This is a genomic window from Micromonospora sp. DT68 (assembly GCF_049847245.1).
GTDB lineage: Bacteria > Actinomycetota > Actinomycetes > Mycobacteriales > Micromonosporaceae > Micromonospora > Micromonospora profundi.
The window spans coordinates 233,328-248,120 of the sequence record NZ_JBNCNZ010000005.1; the positions used below are offsets into that span (position 1 = coordinate 233,328).

The following is a 14,793-nucleotide window of genomic DNA, read 5'->3' on the forward strand; positions in this document are numbered from 1 at the left end:
CCACCACACTGCACCACCGGACGCAGGCGGTGTCAGCGGCGTGGGGCGTGGGCGGCCAGCGGGTTGGTAAGGGTGCCGACGAACTGGAGCGCTGCCGACGGGTCGGCGAGGTCGATCATCTGCTTGTTGTTGCGCAGTTGCAGCCGGTTGAGGCAGGACAACGTGAACTCCGGTGCGAACAGGTCGTAGTGGCGTACCCGCTCGGCCAGGTGCGGCACCCGGTCGAAGTAGTCGGAAGCGCAGGCCGCTACCGTCCGCCAGAAGTCGTCCTCGGGCAGCACTCCGGCATCGACGAGCACCGCGTTGAGGTGCCGCAGGAAGCAGTCGACGACGTCGGTGAAGATGGTCAGCAGCTTGGTGTCGTCGGGCACCTCGACCCGGATCCGCTCCACCGCCTCGGGCAGGACGACGTCGGCGCTCAGCACGGCGATCTCCTCGGCGATGTCCTTGAAGATCACCCGCTCGACGGTGTCGTTCTCGTCGAGGACCAGGATGACGTTCTCGCCGTGCGGCATGAAGGCCAGGTCGTGGGCGTAGAAACTGTGCAGCAGCGGGGTGAGGTAGGCGTCCAGGTAGCGACGCAGCCATACCTGCGGCGCCAGCCCCGACCGGGCGATCAGGGCCGCCGCCAGCGAACCACCGTCATCGTCGACGTGCAGCAGCGCGGCCATCGTGGTCAGTCGTCGCCCCGGCGCGAGGCCCGGCACCGGGCTCTCCCGCCACAGGGCGGCGAACATCTTCCGGTACGGGGAGGTGCGCTCGGTGGCCGCCTCGTACTGCCGGTGCCGGTAGCCCACCGCGGCCCGCTCCCGGATCACTGTCAACCCGGTGCCGGCAAGCACCTCGTCGCCCGCGATCAGGTCGGCAAGCCAGTCGTTGATCGCCGGAGTGGCGGCCATGTACGCGGCGGACAGCCCACGCATGAAGCCCATGTTGAGCACCGACAGGGCGGTCTTGACGTAGTGCCGGCGCGGCTCGGTGACGTTGAAGAACGTACGGATGGACTGCTGGGCAAGGTACTCGTCCGGCCCGGGGCCGAGGTGCACGAGCCGGCGCTCGGCGAGCTCACCGGCGAACGTGACAGCCAGCTTGTTGAACCACTGCCACGGGTGCGCCGGGATCAGGTGATAGTCGGCGAGGTCCAGGCCGAGACCGGCCATCGTGGCCGCGAACCGGTCACGGGTCGACGCGTCCAGCTCCCCCTCGATCAGGGTGTCGTAGTCGAGGTCGGCGGCGCTGCTGAACGTCGAGTGGTCCCGGTGCGCTGCCAACCACTCCAGGCGGACCGGCGCGGCGGCCTCCGGGGCGTACCTGTGGTATTCGTCGACCCCGAAGCCGAGCCGGCCGTTGTTGGCCACGAAGCAGGGATGCCCCTCGGTCATCGACGTCTCGATGGTCTGGAAGTCGGCCACGGCCAGCTCGGCGGCGCTCGGCCCGGCCTGGGCCAGCTTGTACGCGGCGCCGGCCAACGTGGAGGTGATCTCCTCCAGGTAGACCGGCAGCACCTGCGCGGAGAGTCCGAGGGTGCCGCGCAGCTCGACGATGAGATCCACCGCGTCGGGCGGCAGCGGAGCGCCGTCGCGGTGCCGGATGATGCTGTCGGCGTCGATCTGCCAGTGCTCCAGTGCGAGCAGCCGGGCGGCGAACCGGTAGGTGACAGTGCCGTCGTCGCTGCGGACCTCGTACCACTGCCGGTCGTCGTCGCCGGGCACCGGCTCGGGCGTGATCAGCCGCTCGTGGGTGAACTCGGCGAGCGCCTTGCGGACCAGCAGCCGGTTGGCCCGCGCCCAGCGCTGCGGCGTGAGGTGCCCGACCGGGTCGTCGGCGACGGCCGGCGCGGACGGTGACGCGGGAACGGCGGTGGCGGTCACGCCTGGGCTCCTTCGAGGTCGATGACGGCGGCGTGGAACTGGGCCCTGGTGCAGACGCTGAGCAGCGCGTCCTTCTCCGGCTTGGCGATCTGACCGACGACCTCGAAGCCGACGGCGGCGTTCAACGCGTGCACTGCGGTGTTGCGCACGTCCGGCTCCACCACCACCCGCCGGGTCGCCGGGTCGGCGAAGAGCCACGCCAGCACTGTGGTGATCACCGCGCGGGTGAAGCCGTGCTCCGGGGCGTCGGTGGGCGCGCAGAGGAAGTGCATGCCCACGTCGCCGGGCTGGTTGTCGTAGAGCCCGACCAGCTCGACGTGGGCCGGGTCGTAGCGCTCGGCGAGGAAGGCGGGCCTCCCCCGCCACAGCCCGAGGTACGCGTCGTGGTGCGGGTGCTCGGCGATGCGCCGGTACTCCGTGGCCACGGCTGCCTCGTCGGCGTCCTGCATCAGCCAGAACGCCGCCTTCGGGTTCGTCACCCAGGCGTGCAGCAGCGCGACGTCGCCGTCCGGATCGAGGGTACGCAGCGCGAACTCGCCGAGCCGCCCGTCGGTGCGGGTGAAGACAGTGGTCACGACGTCGTCACCCCGAACTCCTGGAAGGTGATGCTCTTCTCGATCGGGTAGTGCTCCCGGCCGAGCAGCTCACGGATGATGAAGGAGTTGCGGTACGGGCCCATGCCCAGGTCGGGCGAGGTGATGCTGTGCGTGTGGGTGCCGGCGTTCTGGAGGAAGATTCCCCGGCCGGTGTGGTCGATGCTGTAGTTGCGGGCCACGTCGAAGCGGCCGTGCGCGTCCCAGCGGATCCTGTCGCGCACCGGCGCGAGGAACTCCGGCACCCGGTAGTGGTAGCCGGTGGCCAGCACCAGCCCCTCGGTACGCAGTGTGAAGTCCCGTTCCTGCTCGACGTGCCGCAACCCCAGCGTGTACTCCCCATCGCTGTGCTCGGCGCTTACCAGCTCGGTGTTCGTCAGCAGCCGGGTGTTCACCGGACCGTCGACGCTGTGGGCGTACAGCATGTCGAAGATGTCGTTGATCAGGTCGGCGTTGATCCCCTTGAACAGGCCCTTCTGCTCGGCCTCCAGCCGGTAGCGGGTGTCCTCGGGCAGCGCGTGGAAGTAGTCCACGTAGTCCGGTGAGGTCATCTCCAGCGTCAGCTTCGTGTACTCGAGGGGGAAGAACCGCGGCGAGCGGGTCACCCAGTTGAGCTGGTAGCCGTACCGGTCGAGGTCGCCGAGCAGGTCGTGGTAGATCTCGGCGGCGCTCTGCCCGCTGCCCACCACAGTGATGCTGCGCTTGGTGCGCAGCGCGTCCCGGTGCTCCAGGTAGCGCGAGTTGTGCACCGCGTCGCCGGGCAGCCCGTCCACGGCGGCGGGCAGGTGCGGTGGGGTGCCGGTGCCGAGCACCAGGTGCCGGGCGCGGTACTCGACGCTCTCCCCCGCGCTGGTGTCGGCCCGCACGACGTACTGCTCGTCGGCAGCGTCGTACTCGACTGTGGCCACTGTCTGACCGAAGCGCAGGTTCGGCAGCTTCGCCGCAGCCCACCGGCAGTACGCGTCGTACTCACTGCGTAGCGGATAGAAGCTCTCCCGAATGTAGAACGGGTAGAGCCGGCCGATCTCCTTCAGATAGTTGAGAAAGGAGTACGGCGACGTGGGGTCTGCGAGGCTTACCAGGTCGGCGATGAACGGGGTCTGCAACCGGGCCGACCCCAGCAGCATTCCCGGGTGCCAGGCCAGGCTGGGCCGGGCCTCCAGGAACACGCCGTCCAGCTCGTCGATCGGCGCGGTGAGACACGCCAACCCCAGGTTGTACGGGCCGAGCCCGATGGCGACGAAGTCGTGGGTGGACATCCGGGCCTCCCGGCGCGGTTGCGAGGTCACGGGGTCGGTCAACGCGGCAGCCTGCTCGGCACCGGCGTCAGCCGACATGGCAGGCCAGGTCGGCGGCGGTGCGCTCGGCCACGTACCGGCCGGCATGGGCGGCGATCAGTTCGAGGACGTGGCCCACATCGTCGACGGTGGTGGCCGGATTGAGCAGCGTGAACTTCAGGAAGTGCCGGCCGTCGACACGGGTCCCGGCGACGAGCGCGGCACCGGAGGCGGCAAGCGCCTCCCGGGCGTACAGGTTGGCCCCGTCGGCCAGGTCGCGACCCGGACCGGTGGGCAGGTAGCGGAAGACCACTGTGCTCAGCTCGGAGCGGGTCACCACCTCGAAGCGTGGATCCTCGCTTACCAGTTGCCAGGCGTCCGCAGCCCTGTCGACCACCTCGTCGAAGAGCGTGCCGAGGCCATCCGGGCCCATGACCCGCAGCGTCAGCCACAACTTCAACGCGTCGAAGCGGCGGGTGGTCTGCAGGCTCTTGTCGACCTGGTTGGGGATCTGCTGTTCCACCATCCGCGCCGGGTTGAGGTAGTCGGCGTGGTAGGTGGCGTGCCGCAGCACCCGCCGGTCGCGCACCAGCAGCGCGCTGGAGCTGACCGGCTGGAAGAACGACTTGTGGTAGTCCACTGTCACCGAGTCGGCCCGCTCGATGCCGTCGAGCAGGTGCCGGCGCGTCGGTGAGACGAGCAGACCGCAGCCGTACGCGGCGTCCACGTGCAGCCAGACGCCGGCCGCCGCGCAGATCCCGGCCAGTTCGGCGAGGGGGTCGATGGAGCCGAAGTCGGTGGTGCCCGCGGTGCCGACGACAGCCATCACCACCTGCCCGGCCTGCCGGCACCTGTCGATCTCGTCGCGGACGGCGGCGGGCTGGATCCGCCGCCGCGCGTCGGTGGGCACCGCTACCACCGCGTCCGGGGCGAGACCGAGCAGCTTTGCCGATTTCTGCACGCTGAAGTGGCCGGCGGCGGACGTGAGCACGCGCAGCCGGGGCAGCAGCTCCGCGCGGGCCGCCGGGGTGAGCGCCGCGGCGCACGCCTCCTCCCGGGCCAGCAGCAGCGCCTGGAGGTTCGACTGGCTGCCCCCGCTTGTGAACACGCCGTCGGCGTGCGGGCCGAGGCCGACGCGGGCGGCGGTCCAGTCGATCAGCCGTCGCTCGATGAGGGTGGCGCCGGCACTCTGGTCCCAGGTGTCCAGTGAGGAGTTCACCGCGCTGAGCACCGCCTCACCCAGCAACGCCGGGATGACCACCGGGCAGTTGAGGTGGGCCAGATAGCGGGGGTGGTGGAACCAGACGGTGTCGCGCAGGTAGACGTCCTCCAGCTCGTCAAGTGCCGCGCCCGCGTCGCCGAGGGGCCGGTCCAGGTCGACCCGGTCGACGACGGGGGCCAGGTCGGCGGGGGTGATGCCCGTGGCAGGCTGCTGCACTGTGGCCACCCGCCGGACGACCCGGTCGACACCGTCGGCGATCGTCCGCCGGTAGTGCTCGACCGAGCCGTCGTGCAGCAGCTGCGCCCGCGCACCGGCCAGTGTCCCCGGCGGCCCGGCGGCCGGCCACTGTGTGGCCGGTGCCGGTGGAATGCTCTCGGCGGGGTACGTCGGCACGGTCACGTGTCCTCCACGTTCTCGACGATGGGCAGCCGGAACCCTCCCCCGTCGCGGTCACGCGCCCGGGGGTCGTACTGCCTTGTGGGATGTGTCGCCGCTCAGACGCGCCGTCGCGTCAGCTGACCTTCTTGGCGTTCTTGATCGCGGTGGCCAGGTTCTCCAGCAGCGGGGCGGCACCGGCGTACGAGAAGCGGGGCACGGCGTCCCACGGGGTCACCTGGTTGGCCTTGACCGCCGGCAGCTGACCCCAGGTGGGCTTGGCGGCCAGGTCCTTGGGCTGAAGCGCTGTGCTGCGGTTGTCGAGCAGGATCAGGTCGGCTGGGAACTTGCCGGTGTTCTCCCAGCTCAGCGCCTCGAAGTAGTCGCCGGATTCGAGCTTGTTGGGCACCACGATGTCGACGCCCAACTCAGCGAAGTACATCAGGTCGGTGCTCACCTTGGGGTTGGAGACGTAGAACAGGTCGGGGCTGCCGGAGCAGGCCATCACCTTGATGCCGGGGTTGGCCTTGACGGCCTGGCGGACGCTCTCGGCGGCGGCCTCGAAGCGGGTCTTCGCGTCGGTGACCTTCTTGGCGGACAGGTCCGCGCCGAGCGACTCGGCCAGGGCGGCGTACCGCTCGATGGGCTTGGTCATCGGTACCCGGGCCGTGGTGATCGCGACGCTTGGCGCGAGCGGCAGGATCTTGTCCTTGCTCTCGTCCGGCACGTACCAGAGGGCGTCGGGGTCGTACATGTGCGTGACGAGCAGTTCGGGGCGCAGGCCCGCGTACTTCTCGACACTGAACTCGCCCCACACGTTGCCGAGGATCTCCACGGACTCGACGTTGAGGTCGCCAGCCTGCGGGTCCGTCGTGCCGTCGGCCCGCTTGGTCTCACCGAACACGCCGACGATCTGCTTGTCGAGACCGAAATCGACAAGTGCTGCGGCCACCCCGGTGAAGGCCACCACGCGTGCCGGGCGGGCCGCCGCCTCGACCTTCTTGTTGCGGTCGTCGGTGAACGACCAGGGGCCACCGGTGTTGCCGGCGGCGGGCTTCGCGTCGTCGTCCTTGCCGCAGCCGGCGAGCAGAGCGGCAAGGGTGGCGGCGCCTCCGGCGGCCAGCAGGCCACGGCGGGACAGGCGACGGGCGGACAAAGATTCGGGCATGGTGTCGTCTTTCGATCAAGGGACGGCCGGGGTCGACCGGGACAGCGGGCTTAGGTTAGCCTAACCTCGGACATTGTCAACAGCGGTACGCCGTGTCGCCACACCCCCGGAGTTCACCCTGGACGCCACACCGTCCGTCAGCACCCTGGCGCGATCCGCGCCCGGGTCGACGGCATCACCGACCGCGCCGCAGCCGGCGCGGCGCTCCCGCCAGGCGGCACGCGCCGCCGGCCTGATCGCCGCCGTGGCGTTGCTCGGCGTCGTCCTGGTGCTCAGCATCGCGGTCGGCGCCAAGTCCCTGCCGCTTGCCGACGTCTGGTCCGGGCTGCTGGACCGCGACGCCGCCGAGTACGCGGTGGTGCACCAGATGCGCCTGCCCCGCACCCTGCTCGGATTGCTTGCCGGCGCGGCGCTCGGCATGGCCGGCGCGGTGATGCAGGCCCTCACCCGCAACCCACTTGCCGATCCCGGGCTGCTCGGCATCAACGCGGGCGCGTCCGCCGCAGTGGCCACCGCCGCCTTGCTGGGCGTCACCGCCATCGGCGGGTACGTCTGGTTCGCGCTCGCCGGCGCAGCGGTGGTCACCGCCCTGGTCTACGCCGTCGGCGGCGGACGTGGCGCCACCCCGGCCCGCCTCGCGCTGGCCGGCGCGGCACTCAACGCCACTCTCTACTCGTACGTCAGCGCGGTCATGATGCTGGACACCGCGTCACTGGACCGGCTGCGGTTCTGGACGGTCGGCTCGCTGGCCAGCGCCGACGCCGCGACAGTGACCCGGGTGGCACCGTTCATCGTGGTCGGTCTGCTGGTCGCCCTCGCCGCCGCCCGCCCGCTGAACGCCCTCGCGCTCGGCGACGACGCCGCCCGTGCGCTGGGCGCTCGACCCGCGCTCATCCGGGTGGCAGTCATCGTCGCTGTCACACTGCTCTGCGGCGCGGCGACCGCGGCCTGCGGCCCGATCGTCTTCGTGGGACTGCTGGTGCCCCACCTCGTACGCGCCCTGACCGGCCCCGACCTGCGCTGGCTCCTGCCGTACTGCGCGGTGCTCGCGCCGGTGCTGCTGCTCGGCGCCGACGTGCTGGGCCGGGTGCTCGGCCGGCCCGGTGAGCTCCAGGTGGGCATGGTGACAGCAGTGCTGGGCGGCCCGCTCTTCCTCTGGCTGGTCACCCGTTCCCGGGTGGCGCACCCGTGAGCGGGCCGGGCGTTTCGGCGCGGCAGGCCAGCGCGCAGCGCAGCGGAGCGGCGACATGACTGTCATCCGTACCCCCGGCGGGTTGTCCCTGCGGTTCCGCCCCCGCGCGCTTGCCGTCGGCGCGGGCGCCGCAGTGCTCGCGGCCGGGCTCGGCCTGGTCGCGCTGGGCAGCGGCGACTACCCGATGGGTCCCGCCGACGTGCTGCGCACCCTGGGCGGTGACGGCACCGCGGCCGAGCAGTTCATCGTGAACGAGCTGAGACTGCCCCGGCTGGTCACCGCCCTGCTTGTCGGCGCGGCGCTGGCGCTGTCCGGCACGATCTTCCAGTCGCTTGTCCGCAACCCGCTGGGCAGCCCCGACATGCTCGGCTTCACCCAGGGCGCGTCGACCGGCGCGCTCGTGGTGGTCGTGCTCGGCGGCAGCAGCATGGCCCTGGCCGGCGCGGCGGTCGTCGGCGGGCTCTGCACCGGCCTGCTGATCTACACACTCGCCTGGCGACGCGGCGTGCACGGCTTCCGGCTCATCCTCGTCGGCATCGGTGTCGCCGCGATCCTCACCGGAGTCAACGGCTACCTGCTGACCCGGGCCCCTCTGATGGATGCCGCCCGCGCGGTGCTCTGGCTCACCGGCAGCCTGGACGGGCGGGGCTGGGCCAACGCCGGGCCGCTGCTGGTCGTCACCGCCGTACTGACGCCACTGGTGCTCGTCGTCTGCGGCCCCGCGCTGCGGATGATGGAGTTGGGCGACGACACGGCAAGCGCCCTCGGGGTGCCCGTGCGCCGGCTGCGTCTCGTCCTACTCGCCGCAGCGGTGCTCCTCGTCTCGTTCTCGGCGGCCGCCGCCGGCCCGGTGTCCTTCCTGGCGCTTGTCGCGCCGCACCTGGCCAAGCGGCTCACACGGTCGCCCGGCCCGAACCTGCTGCCGTCGATGGCCCTCGGCGCGGCCCTGATGGTCGGCGCCGACCTGCTGGCGCAGCGCGCGTTCACCGAGCACCAACTCCCCGTCGGCGTGGTGACCGGGATGATCGGCGGCGGCTACCTCGTGTGGCTGCTTGCCGTCGAACGCCGGGCAGGTCGGCTGTGAACACCCGCGACAGCCTCGAAGGAGCATCAATGCACGGCAGTTCCCGCCTCGGTGGCACCGGGCTGACGCTCGCCTACGATCGGCGCACCATCGCCGAGAACCTCACTGTGGCGGTGCCCGACAAATCGTTCACGGTGATCATCGGCCCGAACGCCTGCGGCAAGTCGACGCTGCTGCGTGCGCTGTCGCGGATGCTGCGTCCGAGTGCCGGCGCGGTGCTGCTCGACGGTCGGGACATCCACGACCTGCCGGCCCGCAAGGTGGCCCGTACCCTCGGCCTGCTGCCGCAGTCGTCGATCGCGCCGGACGGCATCAGCGTCGCCGAGTTGGTGGCCCGGGGTCGCTACCCCCACCAGGGGCTGCTGCGGCAGTGGTCGCGCGAGGACGAACGGATCGTCGACGAGTCGATGGCCGCCACCGGCGTCGCCGACCTCGCCGACCGGCCCGTCGACGAGTTGTCCGGCGGGCAACGGCAGCGGGTCTGGATCGCCATGGCGCTGGCCCAGCAGACCCCGCTGCTGCTGCTCGACGAGCCGACCACGTACCTCGACATCGCCCACCAGATCGAGATCCTGGACCTCTGCGCCCAACTGCACGAGGAGCAGGGGCGCACGCTCGTCGTGGTGCTGCACGACCTGAACCACGCGGCCCGCTACGCCACCCATCTGATCGCCATGCGCGACGGCCGCGTGGTGGCCGCCGGCGACCCCGCGACGGTGGTCACCGCCGACCTTGTGGGCGAGGTGTTCGGGCTGCCCTGCCAGGTGATCGACGACCCGGAGACCGGCACCCCCCTCGTCGTCCCGGCCGCCCGCCGACGGGCCACCGTGACGGTGCCGGGGCTGGCGTGACCGAGGACGATGCTCGGCGTCCCGCCAGGCGGTTCCGCGACAGCTGGGGAGTGCCGCACCTGCGCGCCGACGACCCGCTCGCCCTCGCGGCGGCGCAAGGCCGGGCCACCGCGTACGACCGGGCGTGGCAGATCGAGGTGGAACGGCACCGGGCACAGGGCACCACCGCCGCGTTCCTCGGCGCCGACGCACTCGCCTGGGACCGCTTCGCCCGGCAGGTCCGGCTCGCCGACACCGCCCGCCGCTGCCACGCCGCGCTGGACCCGGCGACCGCCGAGTGGGTCGGCGCGTACGTCGACGGGGTCAACGACAGCCTCGCCGCCGGGGCGGGCAGGACACCGGAGTTCGCGGCGGTCGGGCTGGCCCCCGGCCGGTGGGAGCCGTGGACGCCGCTCGCGGTGTGGCTGGGCCACCACATCCTGTTCGCCGGGTTCCCCGGCAAGCTCTGGCGCGAGCACGTCGCGCACCAGCTCGGCCCGGCATCCGTCGACCTGTTCGCCATCGACGGGCCGGCAGTCGCCGGCAGCAACGGGTGGCTGCTGGCCCCCGAGCGCACCGGCACGGGCGCGGCCCTGCTCGCCGGTGACCCGCACCGCTTCATCGAAGATCCGGGCGTCTACCAGCAGATCCGGCTTGCCTGCCCGGAGTACGACGTGGTGGGGCTGGCCGTGCCCGGCGTACCGGGGATCGCCCACTTCGGTCACACCGGGGCGGTGGCGTGGGCGATCACCAACGCGATGGCCGACTACCAGGACCTGTACGCCGAACGGCTGCGCCGGGACGGCACACGGGTGCGGGCGCTCGGCCCGGACGGCTGGCAGGACGTCCACCACCATGTCGAGACGATCGAGGTAGCCGGTGCGGAGCCGGTGCGGGTGGACGTGGTGGAAACCGACCGGGGCCCGTTGATCGTCGGCGGGCCGGACGACGAGACGGGCATCAGCCTGCGCTATCCGCCGCGGGTCCGCTCCGAGCTGGGCTTCGCGGTCCTTCCCGCGCTGCTGCGCGCCCGTACCGTTGCCGATGTGGACGCTGCGGTGGAGCGCTGGGTGGAGCCGGTGAACGTGGTGCAGGCGGCCGACACCATGGGCGGACTGCTGCACCGGGTCGCCGGCGCCGTGCCGGTGCGGCATCCCGACAACTGCCGGCGGGTGGTCCCGGCCTGGGAGGCCGCCCACGCCTGGCGGGCTTGGCACACCCCGATGCCCCGGGCGGAGGTGACCGGCCGGGCGGTGATGGCAAACGACCGTGGGCTGGCCGCACCCCTCGGAGTCGAGTTCGCCCCACCGCACCGCGCGCGCCGGATCGGCGAACTGCTCGACGCCGGGCAGCGCTGGACTGCCGACCAGATGGCAGCCGTGCACACCGACACGTATCTGGGGTCGGCCGGCGCGCTGCTGGCGGTGCTGCGGGACCTGACCGGGCTCGCCCCGGCCACCGCCGCGCTGCGGGACCGGCTGCTGCGTTGGGACCGGCGGATGAACGCCGACAGCACCGACGCGGCGGACTTCGCCACACTGCGGGCCGCCGTCGTCCGCCGGTTCGCCGCCCATCCGGCGCTGGCCGCGCTCGCCGACCCGCCCGCGTACCCCGAGGTGTTCGCGCCCTGGCTGGCGCTGACGCCGCGGGTGGGCTACGCGCTGGAGCACCTGCTCGGCGGCACCGCGCTGCCCGACGTGGACGTTGCGGCGGTGGTCCGCGCGGCGGCCGAGGAGGTCGCGGCCGAACGGCCGGTGCCCTGGGGGGACCTGCACAGGCTGACGCCGTGGCGGGCGCTGCCCGACCAGGCTGCCGGACCGGGCGCCCGGCTCGACGGCGACCACGACTGCGTGCTGGCGACCTCAAGCGTGCCCGGGGTGACGCACCGGTGCTTCCGGGGGCCCGCGGCGCGTTTCGTGTGGGACCTGGCGCGGCGTGCCGACAGCCGCTGGGTGGTCCCGCTGGGCGCCAGCGGGGTGCCCGGCGACAGGCACCACGACGACCAGAGCCCAGCGTGGCTGGCCGGCGAACTGCTGCCGGTGACCACCGACTGGGCCGAACTCACCGAGGAGCCAGATGAGCAGTGACACCTTCGCCGTCGACGGGCACCACTACCGGCGGGACGTCCCCGGGTTCGGTGTGGTCACCATCCGGCCGGTGCGACCCGACGAGGACGCCGACCTGCTGCACGGCTGGGTCACCCAGGAACGCGCCCGGTTCTGGGGGATGCTCGACGCGAGCCGCGAGCGGGTGCACGAGATCTACGCGTACCTCGACTCGCTGGACACCCACCACGCTTACCTGGTGCACCGCGACGGCGTGCCGGCAGCGCTGGCGCAGACCTACCAGCCCGAGGCCGACCCGGTCGGCGAGTGCTACGAGGTACGCCCCGGCGACGTCGGCGTGCACCTGCTGATCGGGCCACCGTCAACTGTCGAGCCCGGCTTCACCGGTGCGCTGTTCGGGGCGATCCTGGACTTCGTCCTCGCCGACCCGACACGGCAGCGGATCGTGATGGAGCCGGACGCCCGCAACGACCGCATGATCGAGCGCCTGCTGCGCACCGGCTTCCGCCCCGGCCCGCTAGTCAACCTGCCGGACAAGCGCGCCCGCCTGTTCTTCCTCGACCGCCCCACGGCCAAGCCCCGCTGACCGCCCCGTCGATCTTGCACTTGTGGTCGCCGATGAGTCCCGATTAGCGGCTTTCGTCGGGGCAGTAAGCGCAAGATCGACGCGGCGGGTTCAGGACGGGTGCCCCGCTAGCTTGGCCAGGTGGTCTAGCTGGGTTTCGTCTGTGAGGGCTGAGCCTACGGCTGCCACGCGTACTCCGGCATTCAGGAACTGGGCGGCGTTGCCGGCGTCGAGGCCGCCGGTGGCGACGAAGCGCAACTGCGGCAGCGGGCCGGCCATGGCCTTGAACCAGGCCGGGCCGAGCGAGATGGCCGGGAACGCCTTGAGCCAGGTGAGGCCGTGCCGCAGCGCCTGCTGTGCCTCGGTCGGGGTGGCCACGCCAGGCAGGTGCGGCAGGCCGCGGGCGGCTGCAGCGTCGGCGATTGCGAGGTCCAGGCCGGGCGCGACGGTGAACGCGGCGCCCGCGTCCGCCGCGGCGACGACCTGCGACTCGTCGAGCACGGTGCCGGCGCCGACGATCCGGCCACGCTCCCGGCCCGCCTCGACGGCGGCGCAAAGCGCCGGCACCGCGTCGGGCGTGGCCACCGGGACCTCCACCACGTCGATGCCGAGATCCCAGGCGCGCTCGGCGAGGCGGACGGTCTCGGCGACCGGAAGGCCGCGCAGGATGGCCATCACCCGGGCGGTGCCGAAGATGTGGTCGAAGTCCGTCGTGGTCATTGTGCACTCCATCCGAGGTCGCGGGAGATCTGCCGGGTGGTGGCCAACAGGCGGGGCAGCAGGCGGCGCAGGTCGGCGAGGGTGGCCACCACCGTCGGCGCGGTCACCGACACCGCCGCGGTGACCGACCCGTCGGCCTGCCGCACGGGCGCCGCCACGCAGGTGATGAGCGTTTCGAACTCGCCGTCGTCGGCGGCCCAGCCCTGCTCCGCGACGGTCGCCAGCTCCGCCCGCAGGGCGGCCGGATCACAGATGGTGGCCTGGGTGTACGCGCGCAGCTCGGCGCCGTCGACCAGCCGGGTCAGCCGGGACTCCGGGCTGTACGCGAGCACCACCTTGCCCACCCCGCTGGCGTGCAAGGGCGCGGTGCGACCGATCCGGGAGTACATCCGCACCTGACCACGGGCCTCGATCTTGTCCACGTAGACCAGGTCGTCGTCGACGAGCTGGGCCAGGTGGATGGTGTGCCCGCATTCGCGGCCGAGCGCCGCCAGGTGCGGGCGGGCCACCGCGCGCACGTCCAGGGAGTCCAGCGCCTGTTGGGCGAGGTCGATCAGACGCAGGCCCACTGCCCAGCCGCCGTCGCTGCGGCGGGCGAACCCGCCAGCCTCAAGGGTCTGCAACAGGCGTAGCGCTGTGGACTTGTGCACGCCCAGATCGGCGGCCACAGCGCCGAGCTGCGCCGGCTCACGCGCCAGCAGTTCGAGCACCCGCATCGCCCGGTCGACGCCCTCGGACACGCCTCAGCCCTCGGCCCGTACGCCGGTCAGGTCCGGTGGCGACCAGGGGCCGTCGAGCAACCCGTCGAACCACGACCACTGCGGCACCGGCGCGTTGTCGCCGCTGCTGCCCAGCGCCTGCGCGGCGACCAGATGCCCGAGGCGCAGCCGGCGCACCGGGTCGAGGCCGCGCAGCACCCCGGCGAGGTAGCCGGCGGCGAACGCGTCACCGGCGCCGACCGGTTCCACCACCGCCACCCGGGGCGCCGGAACGAACACCGGTTCGGCGTCGTGGCGCAGGGCGGTGGCGCCCACCGCGCCGTCCTTGACGACGACAGTCCGCGGACCGGGCAGCAACCGGCGTACGGACAGCGGGTCGTCGGTGCCCCACAGGGCCTCTGCCTCGTCCTGGCCGACGAAGACGAGGTCGCTGCGGTCGGCCAGGTCCCGCAGCACCGGCGCGGCCTGCTCAGCCGGCCAGAGCCGGGCCCGGTGGTTGACGTCGAAGCTGACGAGCGCGCCCGACACCGGCCGGTCGGTGACCGCGTGCGCGACAAGAGCCCGGCACGAGTCGGAGAGCGCCGGGGTGATGCCGGACAGGTGCAGCACCCGCGCGCCGGTCAGCCGAGGGTCGGCCAGCGCGTCGGCGTCCATGCGGGAGGCCGCCGAGCCGGCCCGGTAGTAGTGCACGGCGGTGGCCGTCGGCCCAGGGTCCTTGACGTACAGGCCGGTGGGGGCGGTTGGGTCCACTGTCACCAGGTCGACGTGGACGCCTGCGGCCGCGACGTGCCGCACGACGGCCCGGCCGAACGGGTCGTCACCGACCCGGCTCACCCACGCCGCGTCGTGCCCCAGCCGGGCCAGGTAGCCGGCCACGTTGGACTCGGCGCCGCCGACGGAGAGGGCGACCTGCTCGGCGTGCTCAAGCGGCTCGCCCGGCGCGGGGCAGAGCACGACCATCGTCTCCCCCACCGTTACCACCTCGACCGGCGGTGGCGGGACGGCCGCGTCGTCGGGTCGGGGCTCGGTCGACATGGGGGCACACGTCCTCGCGGAAGGGGTCCGGGGTGCCGCCGAGCCTAGGCCCGTTGCGCTGTCTGAGCAACCGTTG

13 protein-coding genes are annotated in these 14,793 nt (G+C 72.4%); 5 read left to right on the top strand and 8 right to left on the bottom strand.

All coding sequences use genetic code 11. The annotated features are described in order from the left end of the window. Positions 1-32: 32 nt before the first annotated feature. The 5 genes from ACPXB1_RS11805 to ACPXB1_RS11825 form a co-directional block, all read right to left on the bottom strand. Positions 33-1,871: an IucA/IucC family protein gene (locus ACPXB1_RS11805; RefSeq protein WP_355589041.1), complete on the bottom strand. Its 1,839-nt coding sequence runs from the start codon at positions 1,869-1,871 to the stop codon at positions 33-35. Continuing rightward, a complete protein-coding gene (locus ACPXB1_RS11810; RefSeq protein WP_425735212.1) occupies positions 1,868-2,446 on the bottom strand; it encodes a GNAT family N-acetyltransferase in 579 nt (192 codons plus the stop codon). The genes ACPXB1_RS11805 and ACPXB1_RS11810 overlap by 4 nt, the downstream gene beginning before the upstream one ends. Next, a complete protein-coding gene (locus ACPXB1_RS11815) occupies positions 2,443-3,723 on the bottom strand; it encodes a lysine N(6)-hydroxylase/L-ornithine N(5)-oxygenase family protein (RefSeq protein WP_425735298.1) in 1,281 nt (426 codons plus the stop codon). The genes ACPXB1_RS11810 and ACPXB1_RS11815 overlap by 4 nt, the downstream gene beginning before the upstream one ends. A gap of 67 nt (positions 3,724-3,790) precedes the next feature. After that, entirely contained in the window at positions 3,791-5,362 is a 1,572-nt protein-coding gene (locus ACPXB1_RS11820) for a pyridoxal phosphate-dependent decarboxylase family protein (RefSeq protein ID WP_425735213.1), read from the bottom strand. Between the two features lie 112 nt (positions 5,363-5,474). Then, entirely contained in the window at positions 5,475-6,506 is a 1,032-nt protein-coding gene (locus ACPXB1_RS11825; protein ID WP_355589037.1) for an ABC transporter substrate-binding protein, read from the bottom strand. Between the two features lie 145 nt (positions 6,507-6,651). Between ACPXB1_RS11825 and ACPXB1_RS11830 the strand changes: the two genes are divergently transcribed. The 5 genes from ACPXB1_RS11830 to ACPXB1_RS11850 are packed head-to-tail and all read left to right on the top strand — an operon-like array spanning position 6,652 to position 12,264. Then, the gene (locus tag ACPXB1_RS11830) at positions 6,652-7,698 is read left to right on the top strand and encodes a FecCD family ABC transporter permease (protein ID WP_355632492.1); all 1,047 of its coding nucleotides are present in this window, start codon (positions 6,652-6,654) and stop codon (positions 7,696-7,698) included. A 55-nt stretch (positions 7,699-7,753) separates the two neighbouring features. Beyond that, positions 7,754-8,782, top strand: coding sequence for a FecCD family ABC transporter permease (locus ACPXB1_RS11835; protein ID WP_355589035.1), 1,029 nt, complete (start codon positions 7,754-7,756; stop codon positions 8,780-8,782). A gap of 29 nt (positions 8,783-8,811) precedes the next feature. After that, the gene (locus tag ACPXB1_RS11840; protein WP_355589033.1) at positions 8,812-9,633 is read left to right on the top strand and encodes an ABC transporter ATP-binding protein; all 822 of its coding nucleotides are present in this window, start codon (positions 8,812-8,814) and stop codon (positions 9,631-9,633) included. Then, positions 9,630-11,699: a penicillin acylase family protein gene (locus tag ACPXB1_RS11845; RefSeq protein ID WP_425735214.1), complete on the top strand. Its 2,070-nt coding sequence runs from the start codon at positions 9,630-9,632 to the stop codon at positions 11,697-11,699. Before ACPXB1_RS11840 ends, ACPXB1_RS11845 begins: the two co-directional genes overlap by 4 nt. Continuing rightward, positions 11,689-12,264 (top strand): GNAT family N-acetyltransferase, encoded by a 576-nt coding sequence (locus tag ACPXB1_RS11850; protein WP_425735215.1) that lies wholly within the window; start codon positions 11,689-11,691, stop codon positions 12,262-12,264. The genes ACPXB1_RS11845 and ACPXB1_RS11850 overlap by 11 nt, the downstream gene beginning before the upstream one ends. A 90-nt stretch (positions 12,265-12,354) precedes the next feature. Here ACPXB1_RS11850 and ACPXB1_RS11855 read toward each other — a convergent pair whose 3' ends face one another. The 3 genes from ACPXB1_RS11855 to ACPXB1_RS11865 are packed head-to-tail and all read right to left on the bottom strand — an operon-like array spanning position 12,355 to position 14,717. Continuing rightward, a complete protein-coding gene (locus ACPXB1_RS11855) occupies positions 12,355-12,963 on the bottom strand; it encodes a bifunctional 4-hydroxy-2-oxoglutarate aldolase/2-dehydro-3-deoxy-phosphogluconate aldolase (protein ID WP_425735216.1) in 609 nt (202 codons plus the stop codon). Further along, the gene (locus ACPXB1_RS11860; protein ID WP_355589027.1) at positions 12,960-13,703 is read right to left on the bottom strand and encodes an IclR family transcriptional regulator; all 744 of its coding nucleotides are present in this window, start codon (positions 13,701-13,703) and stop codon (positions 12,960-12,962) included. Before ACPXB1_RS11860 ends, ACPXB1_RS11855 begins: the two co-directional genes overlap by 4 nt. Before the next feature lie 3 nt (positions 13,704-13,706). Further along, a complete protein-coding gene (locus ACPXB1_RS11865; protein WP_355589025.1) occupies positions 13,707-14,717 on the bottom strand; it encodes a sugar kinase in 1,011 nt (336 codons plus the stop codon). Positions 14,718-14,793: the final 76 nt, after the last annotated feature.